Annotated in this window: 14 protein-coding genes; 1 reads left to right on the top strand and 13 read right to left on the bottom strand. The window is 72.8% G+C overall.

Going from position 1 to position 16,701, the window contains the following annotated elements:
- Window positions 1–23: 23 nt before the first annotated feature.
- The 13 genes from GA0070215_RS04675 to GA0070215_RS04610 form a co-directional block, all read right to left on the bottom strand.
- Window positions 24–1,244, bottom strand: a complete 1,221-nt coding sequence (locus tag GA0070215_RS04675) for a DUF885 domain-containing protein (RefSeq protein ID WP_091042195.1) — start codon at window positions 1,242–1,244, stop codon at window positions 24–26.
- A complete protein-coding gene (locus tag GA0070215_RS04670) occupies window positions 1,241–2,947 on the bottom strand; it encodes an ABC transporter substrate-binding protein (protein ID WP_091042191.1) in 1,707 nt (568 codons plus the stop codon). Before GA0070215_RS04670 ends, GA0070215_RS04675 begins: the two co-directional genes overlap by 4 nt.
- Window positions 2,944–4,281: an aminotransferase class V-fold PLP-dependent enzyme gene (locus GA0070215_RS04665; RefSeq protein ID WP_018788638.1), complete on the bottom strand. Its 1,338-nt coding sequence runs from the start codon at window positions 4,279–4,281 to the stop codon at window positions 2,944–2,946. Before GA0070215_RS04665 ends, GA0070215_RS04670 begins: the two co-directional genes overlap by 4 nt.
- Before the next feature lie 361 nt (window positions 4,282–4,642).
- Window positions 4,643–5,296, bottom strand: coding sequence for an NHL repeat-containing protein (locus tag GA0070215_RS04655; RefSeq protein WP_018788640.1), 654 nt, complete (start codon window positions 5,294–5,296; stop codon window positions 4,643–4,645).
- Between the two features lie 65 nt (window positions 5,297–5,361).
- Complete coding sequence (locus GA0070215_RS04650; protein ID WP_091042187.1) at window positions 5,362–6,264, bottom strand: homocysteine S-methyltransferase family protein; 903 nt, start codon at window positions 6,262–6,264, stop codon at window positions 5,362–5,364.
- Window positions 6,265–6,302: 38 nt separating this feature from the next.
- Entirely contained in the window at window positions 6,303–7,442 is a 1,140-nt protein-coding gene (locus GA0070215_RS04645; RefSeq protein ID WP_018788642.1) for a trans-sulfuration enzyme family protein, read from the bottom strand.
- Window positions 7,443–7,464: 22 nt separating this feature from the next.
- Window positions 7,465–8,742: an aminotransferase class V-fold PLP-dependent enzyme gene (locus GA0070215_RS04640; RefSeq protein WP_018788643.1), complete on the bottom strand. Its 1,278-nt coding sequence runs from the start codon at window positions 8,740–8,742 to the stop codon at window positions 7,465–7,467.
- A 247-nt stretch (window positions 8,743–8,989) separates the two neighbouring features.
- The gene (locus tag GA0070215_RS04635; RefSeq protein ID WP_018788644.1) at window positions 8,990–9,688 is read right to left on the bottom strand and encodes a winged helix-turn-helix transcriptional regulator; all 699 of its coding nucleotides are present in this window, start codon (window positions 9,686–9,688) and stop codon (window positions 8,990–8,992) included.
- 92 nt (window positions 9,689–9,780) lie between these two features.
- A complete protein-coding gene (locus GA0070215_RS04630; RefSeq protein ID WP_091042183.1) occupies window positions 9,781–11,067 on the bottom strand; it encodes an ABC1 kinase family protein in 1,287 nt (428 codons plus the stop codon).
- Window positions 11,068–11,072: 5 nt separating this feature from the next.
- Complete coding sequence (locus tag GA0070215_RS04625) at window positions 11,073–11,714, bottom strand: NHL repeat-containing protein (protein ID WP_026268650.1); 642 nt, start codon at window positions 11,712–11,714, stop codon at window positions 11,073–11,075.
- Window positions 11,714–12,610: a 50S ribosomal protein L11 methyltransferase gene (locus tag GA0070215_RS04620; RefSeq protein ID WP_091042180.1), complete on the bottom strand. Its 897-nt coding sequence runs from the start codon at window positions 12,608–12,610 to the stop codon at window positions 11,714–11,716. The genes GA0070215_RS04625 and GA0070215_RS04620 overlap by 1 nt, the downstream gene beginning before the upstream one ends.
- A gap of 128 nt (window positions 12,611–12,738) precedes the next feature.
- Window positions 12,739–13,941: a DUF6004 family protein gene (locus GA0070215_RS04615; RefSeq protein ID WP_018788648.1), complete on the bottom strand. Its 1,203-nt coding sequence runs from the start codon at window positions 13,939–13,941 to the stop codon at window positions 12,739–12,741.
- 206 nt (window positions 13,942–14,147) lie between these two features.
- A complete protein-coding gene (locus GA0070215_RS04610; RefSeq protein ID WP_091042176.1) occupies window positions 14,148–16,046 on the bottom strand; it encodes an AfsR/SARP family transcriptional regulator in 1,899 nt (632 codons plus the stop codon).
- Between the two features lie 328 nt (window positions 16,047–16,374).
- Between GA0070215_RS04610 and GA0070215_RS04605 the strand changes: the two genes are divergently transcribed.
- The coding region (locus GA0070215_RS04605) for a Clp protease N-terminal domain-containing protein (RefSeq protein ID WP_036344621.1) at window positions 16,375–16,701 on the top strand (327 nt) is incomplete at its 3' end.

Genomic DNA, 16,701 nt, shown 5'->3' with positions numbered 1-16,701 from the left:
CTGCTGCCCGTGCCCGCTCGTGCTCAGGTGGGTGCGAGCGCGGTCCGCGCCACGCCGGCCCGCAACTGCGACGGCAGCAGCGGCTCCCGCAGCAGCGTGGTGAAGCGGTCGGCGACGTCGCTGCCCGGGTCGCCGGCGGCCAACCAGTCGTCGACCAGGCGGCCCCCTTCGGAGTAGGTGACCGAGTACGCGCGCCACAACGGGTCGGCGAGGAACCTGACCATCTGCTCGGCGCGCTCGGGTGGCAGCAGCATCCACCGCCGCAGGTACGCGAGCGCCTCCGCCCGGTCGCCGCCCTCGTCGTGCAGCAGCAGCGCGGCGTCCACCCTGGCCGGTAGGAGGCGCAATACGAGGCCACGCATCCGCTCCACCCGCTCGCCTTCGACGTGGACGCCCTCCCCGGCGAGGATGCGCGCGGTCCACTCCCCCCAGCCGGGGCCGGGCACCGCGTCCACGGCCGCCTCGGCCATGCCCTCGGCGACCAGGCACCGGGGCGTGTGGACGAGGGCGATGGTGTGCTCGTCCTGGCCGCCGCCCCGGACCAGACCGGCCTCCTTGAGGCAGTGTTCGGTGTGGTGCCCGGGGTACGACTCGTGCGCCACGATGATCGGCAGCGCGGCCACCGACCGGCCGCTCGCCGCGTTCAGCGCCACGGTGGAGCGGAAGCCGCCCAGGTAGCGGTTGTAGGCGTTCCACGGCGCGTCCCGGACCACCGTGTACTCGACGCGTTCGGTGTCGGGGAGGCCGAACAGGTCCCGGGTCCGCTCGCGCAGCGCGTCGGAGACCGCCTGCACGCAACGCTGCAGCCGCTCCGGCGGGACGGTGTTGCGCCGGTAGAACTCCTCCACCCGGTCCACGAGCGGTCCCGGGCCGGGCAGCAGCGCGTCGATCTCGTCGTGCACCACCGCGTACCGCTCCGGCGGGGTGCGGCCCACCTCGACGTCGAAGTAGGCGCGCACCTCGTCCTGGAAGGACATCGGGGCGCCGGCGACACGGTCGGCGACCACGCGCAGCGCGGTGAGCTGGGCGGCGAGGTACCGACGGCGGGCCGGTTCGAGGTCGCTGCCGGGAAGCTCGGTGAGCGTCCGGGTAGCCTGGCGAGACAGCTCCCGTGGGTCGGCCGGCGGTTCGGCGGCGGCCTGGTCGCGCAGCTCCGGGTCACCGTAGTAGCAGTCGACGAGCCCGTCGACATGCCGGCCCAGGCGCAGGCCGAGCAGCAGGTAGTCGCGTACCAGAGGATTCACCCGTCCACCTCCGGGCGGACGGCGGTCAGGTCCACGGCGTACCCCTGCGCCGGCAGCGGCCGGAGCCCGTCAACTCGGTCCGGTTGCCTCGGCGTGACCACCGGCGCACGGTGCAGGATCGGCACCACAGCCACGTCGGCGACCGCGCGTTCCGCCGCTGCCTGCCAGGCGGCGTCGGCCCGCCACGGCTCGGCCGCGTCCAGCGCCCGCTCGATCAGCGCGTCCACCTCGGGCGAGGCGTAGCCACCGTGGTTGGCGCCGCCGGGTACCGGGGTGGCCTGCAGCATGGCCTGCGCGAACACCCGCCCGTTGTGTTCCAGCCAGTCGGGCACCCGCGCGGCCACCGCGAGCTGCCAGCCGCCGGTCGTGCCGGGCCGGCGCAGCGCCTCGGCGTAGGCGGCGTCGGCGAGCCCCACCGCGCGGGTCGGGATACCGGCCCGGATGAGACCGGCCGCGCAGGCGTGCGCCACTTCGGGTCCGAGGCCGGAGTGCGGGTGGATCAGGACCAGCGGGGGGTTGTCGGCGTGCCCGGCCGAGGCCAGCAGGTCGCGGGCCCGCGCCGGGTCTCCGGCGCCCTCCGGTGTCGGGTACGGGTCGGCGGTGCCGTACCCGGCGTTACCGGGCGGGATCAGCGAGCCCGCCACCCGTACCGGCACGCCGGGGCGGTGGCGCCGGTACAGGTCCGCCACCGCGGTCCTGTCCACGGCGAGCGCCGCGGCCTGCCGTACCCGGAGGTCGGCCCAGACCGGGTCGCGCAGGTTGAGCACGAGGTACGGATCGAGCACCCAGCCGAGCCCGCCGTCGACCGGCTCGGCGGCCGGCAGCCCGCCGACGGCGGGCGCGGCGGACACCTCGGCCGGCCCGGCCGGGCCGTCGGCGCGGCCGGTGCCGTCGCTCAGGCGCAGCTCGACGCGGTCGGCCTCGGCCCGCCGGTACGGGTCGACGGCCGGCTCCCAGGCCGGATTGCGGACCAGCTCGACCCACTCGCCGGGCCGGTGCCGCCGTACCCGGTACGGGCCGTTGACGCGCAGGTGGGCGGTGGCCTCGGGGCTGCCGGGAACGAACGCGTCGTGCTCGACCGGCACGGCGGACGCCGCGGGCAGGGCGAGCATCTGCACGAAGTCCAGCGCGGGCCGGGCCAACTCGATGACGAGCGTCTCGTCGTCGAGCGCGAAGACGCCGGGGATCTCGTGCGCGTTCTGGTACGCGGCGAGCGTGGCCGCGTCGGCGGCCCGGCGGGTGGTCGCCGCCGCCCACGCGGTGGCGAAGCCGGCCATGCCGCGCACGGTGGTGGCGAAGTAGGCGAGCGACGGCGAGGGCCGGACCGGGTTGCACATCCGCTTGAAGCCGCGGACCACGTCGTACGCGGTGACCGGACGCCGGTCGGGGGTGTCCCAGCGGACGCCGGGGCGCATGTGGAACACGTAGCTGCGGTGGCTGGCACCGAGCCCGGCGTTCCAGGTGGAGGGGACGTCGAGGGCGAGGTCGGGCACCGGGGTGACGGCCTGCCAGTCGCGGACGTCCCGGGCGGTCTGCCAGGTGACGAGCTGGCGGGTGTGCAGCCGGACGAACGGGGCCGCCGACGCCGGGGCGCAGCTCGGGTCCAGCGGGGCGGCGTCGGTGGGCGCGGCCACCCGCAGCGTGCCGCCGCGGCGGGGCGGTACGGCGTGCGCCGGCTCCGGCCGGTAGGGGGCGACGGTCATGACAGCTCCCGTACCAGGTCGGCGATCGCGTCGACGGCCTGGTCGACCTCGTCGGCGGTGTTGTACAGGTGGGTGCAGATGCGGGCGGCGTAGTGCTGGTGCGGCGAGCCGGCGATGTCGAACTCGGTCCACCGGGTCCAGATCCGGTGCCGGTTCTCCAGTTCGTCGACGAGGCGGGCGAACTTGGTGATGTTCCAGCCGTCCGACGGGTCGGGGAACGGGTTGAAGGCCACTACCGGCGCGGTGAGCCGGCCGTCGGTGAGCGGCGAGTACAGGGACTCGACGCCGAACCGCTCGGCGATCCGCGCGCGGGTGTGGTCACCGAGCGCCACCGCGTGCCGCTCGATCCGGTCCCGGCCGATCCGGTCCCACAGCTCGCACGCCTTCGCCAGCGCGGCGCCCCGGGCGATGCTGGCGCTGCCGGCGCTCTGCAGGTAGTCACCCATGTTGTAGCTCTCCACCCGGGTGGTGGTACGCGGCGGCGGGGCGCCCATCATCGGGTACCAGGTGGAGATGACCGGCCAGAAGGTCGGCAGCGGCAGCGGGTTGTGCTCGGGGTGGACCTTGTTGCGGACGTAGAGCAGCCCGGTGCCGAGCGGCCCGCACTGGAACTTGGAGCCGGAGCAGGTGACGAAGTCCGGTCCGAGCGCCCGCAGGTCGGTGTCGAACAGGCCGGGCAGCAGCGCGCCGTCGACCACGGTGGTCAGGCCATGCCGCTGGGCCAGGTCGCAGAGCTGGCGTACCGGCATCCGGGTGCCGGTGAACAGCGTGACGGCGGCGAACGCCAGCACCTTCGTCCGCGGCGTGATCGCCCGGGCGAACAGGTCGACGATCTCCTCGGCGGTCACGTCCGGGCCGACCGGCGGGGTGAGCACGGTGAGTGTGATCCGGTGCCGGTTGCGCAGCAGGTTGAAGTTGGACAGCACCGAGTAACACTCGTGGCTGGTGGTGACGACCTCGTCGCCCTCGTGCAGGTCGAGCCCGTTGATGACCCGGGCCACGCCCTCGGTGGCGTTGTGGCAGATCACCATCTCGTCCTGGTCGACGCCGAACGCCCGGCCGATGGCGGCGCGGTGCTCGGGGTACATGCCGGGCGGGTAGACGTTGCGCAGCCCGCCGTTCCACTCCCGGGTCACCCGGTCGTTGACGTCCAGCACCTCGTACGGCATCACGCCGATGGTGCCGGTGTTGAGGTGGACCGCGTCGGGCTCCATCGCGAACAGCGACCGCAGCTCCGCGAAGGAGGCGGTGCGCAGCGGGTCGGCCGGTGCGGGCGGTCCGCCGGTGCGGGAGGTCGTCGTGGTCGCGGGGTCGTCGGTCACGCTGACGCGCATGGCGTCCCTCCTGTCAGGAGCTGGCACCCGCCAGCGAACTTACCATATGATTCTCAAGTAAAGAGCTGTCCTGCTGCCCGCCCGTCCGACCGCGCCGGGCTTTCCGGCGCGTCACCTCCGCAGAGCAGGGAGAAGCGATGAACGCGTGCCACACCGGCGGTTGGCCGGACACCGAGGCCCCACACCGAACGGAACGGTCCGCCGCGTCCGGCTGCTCGTGCGGCTGCGCCGACCGCTGCCGGCCACCGGCGCCCGACACCCGTGGTGACCGGGACCGCAGGCAGGACCAGTTCGACGCCCGGGACCGGGTGCCCTGACGCCGGGCGGGTGGGGGCGGCCGGTACCGCCCCCACCGGAGCCGTCAACCGCCGAGCACGTCCGGCAGCCGTACCGCCTTGAACCGCCGGTCGGCGAAGTCGCAGTACCAGACCAGCTCGCTGTCCCAGGCCAGCCCGGTCGGATGCCCCGGCAGCCGGACCGTGGAGAGCATCCGGCCCGACCCGGCGTCCACCGCGTGCAGCAGGCCGTCCTCGAACTCGGCGTAGAGCACGTGCCCCTCGGCGTACGTGAGGCCAGAGGGCGACCCCACCACCTGGTGTTCCCGCTGCACAGTCATGGTCTCGAAGTCCCGCAGCTGGATCACAGCGGGCGCACGCAGGCACAGCCACACGCCCTCCGGCCCGGTCTCCATGCCGGTGACCCGGCCGTTGGAGGGCCGCACCGGCTTCGACCCGACGGTCCGGCCGGTGACCGGGTCGATCAGCAGGATCCGCTTCGGGCGGCCGCCGATCTGGCACAGTTTCCCGTCCGCGTACCCCAGATCGGCCCGTACGTCCGGGTACGCGAAGGACCGGCGCACCGAGCCGTCCGCCGGGTCGATCGCGAAGATCCGCGCGGCGTCCTGGTCGGAGTGCCAGAGCCAGGTGCCGTCCCAGGTCAGGCCGCACATGTAGCCGGCCGGGCCGGGCAGGCTGCGCACCACCTCGACCGGCGGTGCGATCGTCGAGCCGCTCACCGTCTCGTTCTCCCTTCGTCTTGCCGACCCGGCCCGCGCCGGGCCGGCGGACGTGCTGGCGGCGGTCAGTCGGCGGCCGCCACCGAGGCGTTCAACCGGGCCGCCAGCGCGGCGATGTGCTCCGGCGACGCGCCGCAGCACCCACCCGTCACGGCGAGCCGGTACTCCACCGCCCACCGGGCGACCAGGTCGCCGAACTCCTCCGGGTCGAGCAGCGGTCGCGGGCCGGGCACGCCGTCGCGGCGGTCCTCCAGGTTCGGGTACGCGCCGAGCGGGCCGTCGTCGGCGTCGCACAGCGCCCGCAGGCAGCGCTCGGTCGCCTCCGGGGCGGTGCAGTTCACCAGCACCAGCTCGGCCCCGGCGGCGCGCACCGCGCGGGCGGCGTCCACCAGGGAGTCGCCGGACAGCAGCCGGGCCCGGTCGTCGCAGACGAAGCCGACCCAGGCCCGGGCGCCCACCTCGCGCACCTGCTCCACCGCGATCCGTGCCTCGCGGGCGGTGTTCATGGTCTCCACGAGCACCAGCTCCACCCCGGCCCGGACCAGCTCCACGGCCAGCCAGCGGTGCTCCTCGCGCAGTTCGTCGTCGGCCGGCACCAGGTCCGGCCGGTAGCAGTCCTCGACCGGGGCCATCGAGGCGGCGATCCGGGTACCTGGTGCGCCGGCCGCGTTGCGGGCGGCGAGCGCGACGCCGACGGCGGCGTGCACCATCCAGCCGAGCCCGGCGTCCTCCAGGCCGGCGCGGCGCAGCGCCCGCAGGTTGCAGCGCAACGTGTTCGCGGTGAGCACCTGCGCCCCGGCGGTCAGGAACCGCTCGTGAACGTCACGCAGCACGCGCCGCCGGCTGTCCGCCAGCAGCGCCGCGGTGCCCCACCACGGGGCCTGGTACGGCAGCTCGGCGCGCTGCAACTCGGTGGCGAGCCCTCCGTCGAGCACCACCGGGGCGCCGCCGATCGTGAATGCGGACATGTCTCCTCCTTCGCGGGGCGGGAACGGCCGTCAGCGGGTCAGGCACCGTCGCGCAGCGCGGTGACCAGGTCCTCGACGAGGTCGGCCGGATCCTCGATGCCGGGTGAGATACGGATCAGCCGGTCGGTCAGCCCGAGCCGCCGGCGCACCTCGGGCGGCACCGGGCGGTGGGTCATCAGCGCCGGGCACTCGATCAGGGACCGGACCCCGCCGAGGCTGACCGCCGCGGTGAACAGGCGCACCCGGTCGAGCAGCTTGGCCGGGTCGCCGCGGTACTCGAAGGCGGCGAGCGCGCCGGGCGCTGTCATCTGCCGGGCCGCGACCGCGTGCTGCGGATGCGCGGGCAGGCCTGGATAGCTGACCCGGTCGACGCTCGGCTCGGCCAGCAGCACCGCCACGACCGCCCGGGTGTTCTCGACCTGCCGGGCGGTGCGCAACGACAGCGTCTTCAGGCCCCGGTGGGTGAGGTAGCAGTCGAACCCGCCGGGCGCGTTGCCGGCCACCGTGCGGTACGCCAGGAACCGCCGGTGCAGCTCCTCGTCCTGGTAGACCAGCGCGCCGCCGAGCACGTCGAGATGCCCGGCGACGGACTTGGTGGTGCTGTAGAGCGTGATGTCGGCACCGTGCGCCAGCGGTCGTTGCAGCACCGGCCCGGCGAGCGTGTTGTCCACCACGACGAGGGCGCCGTGCCGGTGCGCGAGGTCGGCCACCGCGGCGATGTCGGCGACCTTGAGCAGCGGGTTCGTGGGCGTCTCCAGCCACACCATGGCCAGTTCCCGGCCGCACCCGGCGAGTGCCCGGTCCCGTTCGGCCGGGTCGGCGAGATCCACCTGCCGTACCGTCACACCGCGTTCCGCGGCGGCGGCGAGCAGCTGGTGGGTGCCGCCGTACACGTCGTCGGAGGCGAGCACGAGCCGGCCCGCGGGCACCACCGACAACGCCGACGTCGCGGCGGCCTGGCCGCTGGTGTAGACGGTGGCGTGGCGGGCGTCCTCCAGCGCGGCGAGGCACTCCTCCAGCGCCTCCCGGTTGGGCTGCTCGCCCCGGGCGTAGAAGTAGCGCGGCGGGTCCTGGGCGGTGCGGTCGTACGTGGTGCTGAGGTGGATGGGCGGCACGACGGCGCCGGTGCCGGGGACGGGTTGCTGGCCGACGTGCACCAGCCGGGTGTCGAACCTCATGACGCTCCCCTCCGGGCGCTGCTCAGAGGAACCGGACGTCGGGGTGGTCGGTGGTCCAGGGTCCGGGCTTCACGCCGGTGAGCAGTTCGCCGACGAGGTCGATCTCGGCGGTGGTGTTGTAGACGCCGAAGGAGAGCCGGACCGTGCCGAGCAGCCCCAGCTCGTCGAGGAACGTGCTGGCGCAGTGCACGCCGCAGCGCACCGCCACGCCGTGCCGGTCCAGGTGCGCCCCGACGTCGTACGGGTGGATGCCCTCGACCACGAACGAGACGATCCCGCTGGGGTCCGCGACCGGGTCACCGACCACATGCACCCGGTCGACAGCCGTGAGCACGTCGACGGCGTGCCCGACCAGTGCCCGGTCGTGCCGGCGGATCGCGTCCCGGCCGAGGTCGCGCAGGTAGTCCAGGGCGGCGGCCAGGCCGACCGCGCCGGCCACGTGCGGCGTACCGGCCTCCCACCGCGCCGGCCCGTCGAGGTAGCGGACCGGCTGGTCGGCCGCGACGCCCTTCACGGTGCCGCCGCCCACCTGGTATGGGGGCAGCCCGGCGAGCCGGTCCCGGCGGCCGTGCAGCACGCCGACGCCCATCGGCCCGTACGCCTTGTGCCCGGAGAAGCAGTAGAAGTCGGCGTCGATCTCGCGCACGTCGACCGGACGGTGCGGCACGGCCTGAGCGCCGTCGACCAGCACGAGCGCCCCGACCCGGCGGGCGGCGGCGGTCATCTCCCGGACCGGGTTGACGGTGCCGAGCACGTTCGACACGTGGCTGACCGCGACCAGGACGGTGTCCGGGCCGAGAGCGTCGGCGAACCGGGCGGCGGAGACCCGGCCGTCGGGTCCGGCGGGCACCACTGTCAGCGTGGCGCCCGTCCGGTCGCACAGCCGGCGCCAGGGCAGCAGGTTGCTGTTGTGCTCCATGCCGGTCACCACCACCTGCCGGCCCGGCCCGGCGACGCGCGGGCCGGCGGTGTCGGCGACGAGGTTCACCGCGGAGGTGGTGCCGGCGGTGAAGAGCACCTCTTCCGGGTGCGCCGCGCCGATCGCCCGCCCGACGCGCTCGCGGGCCTGCTCGTACCGCTCGGTGGACGCGAGGCCGAGCCGGTGGTAGCCGCGCCCGACGTTGCTGTTGGCCCCGGTGTAGTAGTCGGTGATCGCGTCCAGCACGACGCGAGGCTTCTGCGTGGTGGCGGCGTTGTCCAGGTAGGCGACGAGGTCACCGGCCCGGCGGGCCAGCAGTGGGAAGTCTTCTCGTACCGCCTTGGGCAGCGCCTCCGGGCGATGTCGCACCGTGTCCGTCATGCCGGCTCCTGTCGCTTGACGGCCGGTCGTCGGTGCCGGCGCACGCGCCGCGCGGGGTCGCCCCACGACGCGCACGGGCGCGACTGGCGCTCTGGCGACGGAGGAGCGGACCGGTAGTCCCCGTGGGACCACAGTGCTCGGAAGGTGCCGCACGGGCGCGGCGTGCCGGACGACGACGGGCCCCGACGAACGCCGAGGCTAGTTCAGAATAATATAGCGATCGAGTCCCGTCACCCCCTGGCGCGGGTCAGTGACCGGAGGCCGCCTGGGATGCCGCACCGGCGTCCAGGCCGAGCAGCTCGCAGCAGCGCAGCACGGCGTCGATGTCGCCCTCCAGCTTGAGCTGGCCGCCGACCATCGCCATCAGCGGCGTGACCCGACCCGCGCCGATACGGACGAACGTGGCGGCGTCGGTGGTCGCCACCATCGCCGGGTCTTCGGACGGCCCCTTCGCCACGCACGGCACCCCGCCGGCGACGTCGATGCGGAAGACCTCGTCGTCCACCTGGAACTGGTAGCTCTCGTCGACCGGGGAGACCCTGTCCCACCGGAACATCGCCTCCACGGCGAGGAAACCCCAATGCGGGCGGACCGTGTCCTCGGCGTTCAGGTCGCCGACGAACTCCAGGCCCCAGTGCGCCAGGCCGAGCACCATCGGTCGCAGCGCCTGCCCGGTCGGGGTCAGCTCGTAGGAGAGCCGGCCGCCGGTGCCGTGCACGTCGACCTGCCGCAGCACGCCGGAGTCGACGAGGAACTTGAGCCGGTCGGCGAGCAGGTTCGTGCCGATGCCGGGCAGGTCGGCCAGCAACTCGCTGTAACGCCGGGGACCCATCAGCAGCTCACGGACGATCAGCAGCGTCCAACGCTCACCCAGCACGTCGAGCGCGGACGCGAGCCCGCAGTACTGGTGATAGGAGCGCTTGCCAGCAAGGCCAGTCTGTGCCATCCCGCTATCGTATATTTAAGTCGCCTGTTTGCGCAGGTGGGGGCACACGGTCGAGGCGACCGGCCAGGCCCGGCCGACCGTTCGGACGGGTGTCACGCGGCGGCCCGGCGGCCGAAGAGCCCGCGCATCAGCACCGGCTTGGCCAGCTCCTGGAAGTCGAGATCCGGATCCAGCTCGCGCACCGTCCCCTCGATCACGAGCAGCGAGAGCAGCGGGAAGATGAGCTCCGGCGCGGCGTGCACGCCGTATCGGCGTTGCAGGTCGAACATCTCGGCGGCGAACGCGATCAGGCTGAACTCCCGGGCCGGCAGCCCGTGGCTGCGCTCCACCAGGTCGGCCATTCTGTCCAGGAAGGTGTCCACGTCGGCGTCCGGGCCCAGACCGGTGCCGCTACGGACCACGATCTCGGCACAGTACCGGCCGCGTCCGATCGACATGTTCATGAAGAACTCGGCGAAGAGCCGGCGCAACTCCTCGGTGAGCTGCACGCTGAATCCGGCGTCGAGCACCACCACCTGGGCGCCCCGGGTGAAGTAGAGGTTGCCCGGGTGCATGTCGCAGTGGACGAACCCGTCAACGAAGAGCATGTGGTAGATCGTGGTCATCGCGGAGGCGGCGAACCGCTTGCGCACGGCCGCCGACATCGAGCGCGCTACGTCCACGTCGAGGTCGGGCACGAACTCCATGACCAGGCAGCGCGGCCGGCAGGCGTCGTCGCGGACAGCGGGCACCCGGACCCGGGGCACCACCGCCAGATTCTCCCTCAACCGGCGAAGGTTCTCCGCCTCCCGGGCGAAGTCGAGCTGGCCGAACACGGCGTCGCACATGTTCTCGACCACCTCCCGCACCGGGACACCGCGGAACACGGACAGCCGGGCCATCACCCGGGCGCCACGCCGCATCAGAGCGAGGTCGAGCGCCATCGTCGACTCGATGCCGGGGCGGCGCAGCTTGAGCGCCACATCGGCGCCGTCGGGCATCCGGCCGCGGTAGACGCAGGCCACGCTGCCGCTGGCCACCGGCGTCAGGTCGACCTCCGCGAACTCGGCGGGCGTCCCGCTGCCGTACGCGTCGGCGAGCGCCCGGCTGGTCTGCTCGGGCGTCATCGGGTCGACCCGCTCCTGGAGCACCGACAGCTCGTCACAGAGCGCGGACGGGAGCACATCGCGCCGGGTGCCGAGCACCTGCCCGGCCTTGACGAACGCCGGGCCGAGCCGCATCAGCAGGGTGGTGAGGCGGCGGTACAGCAGTCGGCGGGCCGCCGGGCGGTCGCCCCGCGCAGCCTTCACCAGCGCGGGTGGCAGCACCGGCAGCAGGTGTGCCGCGCCGACCAGGCCGATCCGGGTCGAACGGGCCAGTAGCGCGCGTGTCGTCGCCATCGGCGTCAACCCTTCGTGATGCCCGGCACCTCGATCGCCCGGAGTTGCAGGGTGGTGAAGTCGCAGTACCAGATGCGGCGGCCGTCCCAGGTGATGCCGGTCGGGTTGCCCGCCACCGAATAGGCGGCCACCTCCCGGCGGGCCGCGACGTCGTACAGGTTGATGGTGGCCGCGTGGTGGTCGGCGTAGACGAGGTAGCTGTCGGAGACGGTCAGGCCGGCGATCGGCTGCCGGACCGGGAAGGTGTCGATCAGCCCGAAGCCGTCCGGGTCGCGCAGGTCGACCTGGCGCAGATCCTCGTAGCCCAGCCAGAGCCCGTGCCGGGTCGCCTCCAGCCCGCACAGCACGTTGCCGGGGCGCGGGTTGCCGAACTCGCCGAGCAGCTCGCCGTCCTCGGGATCGACCAGCCGCAGCACGCGGTCGTCGCCCGCGACCTGGAGCAGCCGCCCGCCGATGGTGGTCAGGTCGGTGCGCACGCCGGGGCAGTCGAGCCGGCGGACCACCTTGCCGCTGATCGGGTCCAGCGAGGCGATCTGGCTGGAGACCGCCTCGGAGAACCAGAGGCACTCCGCGGACCAGGTCAGGCCGCAGAGCTTGAGCGCGCCACGGACGGGAATGTCGCGGACGGTACCCACTGCGAAGGGCATCAGGACCTCCTCTGCCGGGACAGGCCGCACTCCAGCCGCCAGCCGGTCACGGCGCGGACGTCGCGCCGGGCCGGGCGTCGCAGGGCGACGGACAGCTCGTCACCCTCGGCCACGCCGGTGTGCCGCAGGGGCCACACCCAGACCGCCCAGTTGCAACCGGGGTACGACGGAAAGTTCGTCAGCGTGACGTCGTCGGTGAAGTCGGCGGTGAAGAAGCCGAGCACGGCATGCAGCCGCCCCGGCGCGGTGACCGGCAGCCGCTGCCGCAGCGTCTGCCGGGACGGCGACCGGCCGTCGAGCGGCTGGTCGAGCACCACTGTGGGCTCGGTCAGCAGCGTCGGAGGTCGCTGGAAGAAGTGCAGCTGGGCCGCAGGGGCCACCAGCTCCTGCACCGGGTCGAGACGGTAGCCGAAGAAGTCGGTGCCCCACATCCCCCAGCCCTCGGCGGCGAACTCGGCGGCCGCCAGCCAGGTCCGCAGCCGCCGGGGCACCACCCGGCCGCCGGGGCGCAGGTGCCGACGGGCGAGCACGTGCAGCACCTCGGCCATCTCCTCCTCCGGACCGAGGTTGCCCATCATCTCCGAGACCAGCACGTCCGCCTGGCGCGGCAGCCGGACCGTGCGGGCGTCGCCGGTGACCAGGGTGAGCTGTCCCTTGAGGTCGTTGGCCTCGATGATGCGGGCCGCCGCCGCGGCGGTGGCCGGGTCGGCCTCGATCGCGTACACGTGCTCGGCGCCGTGCCGCAGCGCCAGCAGGGAGAGCACGAGCAGCCCCGCACCCACGTCGACCACCACGTCGCCGGGGGTGACGGCCTCCTCCAGCGCCCTGTCGTACGCCCGCAGCCGAGGCGCGTCGCCGAGCATCATCTGGTGCATGAGCAGCAGTCGCTGGTCCACGCGGTACCCCCTGAGCGCGCGTCCCTCCCGACCGCCGTAGCGGCCGGGAGGGACATCGTGACGGTACGTTGCTATTGGTTTTACCAGTAGAACCCTCAGCCAGCAGGCCCGTCAAGCGGACCCGTCGGTCAGGCGTTCACCGCGGCGTGCTCGCCGACCAGCGCGTCCCGCATCACCAGGTTGACGCCGGTGAGGCGGGCCTTCGGCTGCTCGTCCACGGTCACCAGGGCGGTGTCCGAGCCGTCCAGCTTGAGCTCGGTACCCGTGGCCTCCATGCCGCGCATCTTGCCGTTGACGTGCACGGAGTTGGCGGCGTAGAGCGTCTCGTGCGGCGTGACCAGCTCGAACTCGGCGTCGATGTGCAGGTCGCCGGGGAACTTGAGCCGGCTCAGGCTGTCCTCGTTGCCCTCGCCCAGCGTGCCGCCGGAGACCCGCGGCCAGCTGGCCCGCAGCATGACCCGGCCACCCAGCTCCGGGCTGTGCCCGACGACCGCGACGCGAGCCAGCTGGGCGAGCACGCCCGGACCCTCGTCGTGCTTGTCCGGGCCGAAGAGCAGCACCTCGGCGCCGGCCGCCTTGCGGTAGTCCCCGGCCAGGTCGATCCGCACCGTCCTGCCGTTGACCTCGACCTCGATCTGCCCCTCCAGCGAGGTCTGCATGATCATGGACGGGTCCACCAGCATGGACATGCACGGGCCGGCGCTGGGCGCGAAGAACAGGTTCGGCGTGATGCCGACCGGCTGGTTCTCGTCGTTGGCCGGGTACCACGCCTCCGGCAGCGTGGTGCCCTTGACGACGTTCGGCGCGGCCATCACGTCGAAGGGACCGTCACCGCGCGGCTTGCCCAGGTAGGGGCCGGTCAGCGGCTTCTTGAACGGCGGGACGCTGTCGACCACGCCGTAGATGTCGATCACGTTGCGGTGGGCGAGCCGCAGCGTGCTCGACTCCAGGATGCCGAAGCGGCGGATGTAGAACTCGGCCGGGAAGTTCTTGCCCGGCACGATCTGCCGCACGTGCCCGCTGTTGGGCAGGAACGGGTTGGACAGAACCTGGATCCGGTCGTCCAACTCGTAGCTGAACCCCTTGATGCCCACCTCGGGCGCACTGATCAGCTCGGTGCCGAACTGCGCGTAGCCGTTCTCGTCGACCTTGTGCTCGAAGCCCGGCATGGGCCACTTGTTGAGCTGCACGAAGCCGGACAGGTTGATCGTCTCGCGGCGGCCCGAGTAGTAGTCCTCGCCGAAGACCACGGTGGCCGCGGCGAGGATGTGCGGGCGGATTGGCTTGGGTTCGAGGTTCAGGGACTCGTAGGTCTCTCTGGTGGAGCTCAAGCCAGACACCTCCAATGTCTGTCGGCAGGGGTCAGCGGCGGTCTGAGGGCCGCTGGTGGACCGGACCCGACCGGTCCCGCCGAACTTCAAGCTATGTGTTTTTAAAGCATACTGTCAATGCCTGAGACATCGTCAGGTGTCACCGGATCTCCGGAACACGACGGCCCGCTCCCCGGCGGGGAACGGGCCGTCGTCGCGACCAACGGTCAGTCCGGCCCGGCCCAGGCCGGCAGCAGCGGGCGGGTGAACGGCAGGGGCAGCTCCGCGGCGGGCCCCGTCGCGGCTCCGCCGGGGCCCACCTCCAGCGCCAGCCTCCGCAGCAGGCCGAGCATCCGGTACCGCCCGCCGCTGGTCCCGACCGGCATTACCAGGGACTTGTCCACGAGGGCGGCGAGCACCACCCCGACGTCGGTGGGGCCGGACGGATGGGGCCGCCAGAACCGCCGGGCGGCAGCCAGGTCGAACACCCCCGGCAGCAACGCGATGCGATGGAAGAGACACCGCTCGACGACGTCGAGGCGCGCGACGCTGCGGTCGAGCATCGCGCGCAACGACGTGTGGCGTGGCCCCGGGCCGGCCGCGGGTGGGCGCAGTCCCTCCAGCGGCCCCTCCAGCTTGCGCAGAACCCCGTCCAGGCTGTCGGTGGACAGGCAGGCCGCCGCCATCTGCAACGCGAGCGGCAGCCCGTCGAGTCGGCGGCAGATCTCCACGGCGACATCCGCGTCCCGCCGGTCCAGGTGAAACCCTGGACGGGCCTGGGCCGCCCGTTCGGCGAGCAGCGCGACGGCCGGGTTGGACAGGACCGAGGGCCATTCACCCAGCTGCGGCACCGGGAGCGGATGCAGGCGCTGGACCCGCTCGTACGGCAGCCCGAGCGGCTGGCACGAACTGGTCAGCACCGCCACGTTCGGGCCGGCGAGCAAGAGCCGGTCGGCGACCACCGCGCACGCGTCGACCAGGTGCTCGGCATTGTCCAGCACCACCAGCGTGGGCTGGTCGCGCAGCAGGTCTACCGGATCCTCGGCGCCGTTGCCCCCGAGCATCCGGGCGAGCCGCCGCTCCAGTTGCCGCCGGTCGCTCAGGTCGAGCGTGTCCACGGTCAGGACTCCGCCGGTGAAGACGTGGGCGGCCTGGTGCGCGGTGCGCAGGGTGACCGCCGACTTGCCGCAGCCGGGTGCGCCGGTGACGGTCACCGCGCGGTACTTCGTCAGCAGGGCCGCCAGGTCGGCGATGTCCCCGGCCCGCCAGTGCAGCGGCCCGGAGATCGGCCCGCAGTCGGGCCGCCGCCGTGCGGCGGGAACCGCGGGTGCCGGGCGGGGCACCGGCGGCCGCCCGGGTGGGCGTACCAGCGCCCGGTGCACCGCCCGCAGCTCCTCCCCCGGGTCGACGCCCAGTTCGGTACGGAGTCGCTCGGTGATGTCCGCGTACCGGCGAAGCGCCACGCTCCGGTGCCCGCTGCTGCCGAGCACCGCCAGGTAGTCGGCCTGGATCACCTCGTGCAGCGGCTCCAGCCGGGCCAGCCGGGTGGCGGTGTCGAGCACCGCGGCGGCGCGGCCCAGCCGCAGGCCCAGACCGATGTAGCTGTGCGCGGTCGCCACCCACGCGGCACCCAGCGCCTCCACCTCGATGTTGTCGTGCAGCAGCGAGCGCAGCTCACCGAGGGTCGGGCTGCGCCACAGGTCCAGCGCCTTCCCGAGCAGGTCGAACGCCTCCTCGCGACCGCCCTCACCGATCCACTTCTCGGCCCGGGCGACGTACCGGCGGAACCGGGCGACGTCCGTCTCGACGGTTTCCGCGCGCAACGAGTAACCGGACACGGTCGACGCGATGACCCGCACACGCCGCCGCGGCGGATGCCCCGGCTCCAGGACCTGGCGCAGCCGGGCCACATACGTGTGCACGAGCGAGCGGGCGCTGGGTGGGACCGCGCCACCCCAGACCGCCTCCTCGACCTCGCCCACCGGAACGCTGTCGCCGAGCCGCAACGCCAGCAGGGAGAGGATCGCCCGCTGCTTGGCCGGGCCGGGCTCCAACCGATGTCCCTTCCGCTGCACGTGCAACGGCCCCAGCAGATCCACCCGGTAGCAGGCGCGAGTGTCCGTCATCTATCCCCCAGGCTCAGCGTGAGCCCGAGACTGACACATCAGGTTACCGCTTTGCCACAGTCAGCTATCACGCCCGCAACTCGCCGGACCATTCAGCGTCACCCGCCTGAGCAGCCTGATCGGCACCCCGACGTGCGCCGAAGGCCGCCGACCGGAGGGTCGACGACCAGAGAGTTCTTTTTCATATGGCGAACCTATTGATGGAAGTTGCGAGCTGTGCTGGTGATGCCGTCGCCTGGACGACCAATCCACCCCCACGATAGACAAGACGCTATATGAAATCTTAGTATTCCTGTGGTCAGACGACTCAAACGAGGAGCACGAGGGCATGTTCGAGCGGTTCACCGACCGAGCGCGACGGGTTGTCGTCCTGGCCCAGGAAGAGGCCCGGATGCTCAACCACAACTACATCGGTACGGAACACATCCTGCTGGGCCTGATCCATGAGGGTGAGGGTGTTGCGGCTAAGGCCCTGGAGAGTCTTGGTATCTCTTTGGAGGGCGTGCGTCAGCAGGTTGAGGAGATCATCGGTCAGGGTCAGCAGGCGCCGAGCGGGCATATCCCGTTCACGCCGCGGGCCAAGAAGGTGTTGGAGTTGTCGCTGCGTGAGGCGTTGCAGCTGGGCCACAACTACATCGGTACCGAGCACATTCTG

Origin of the sequence: Micromonospora marina (assembly GCF_900091565.1) — a bacterium.
GTDB lineage: Bacteria > Actinomycetota > Actinomycetes > Mycobacteriales > Micromonosporaceae > Micromonospora > Micromonospora marina.
The sequence above is the reverse complement of the archived record's forward strand: the minus strand, read 5'-3'. Positions and strand labels throughout refer to the sequence as shown.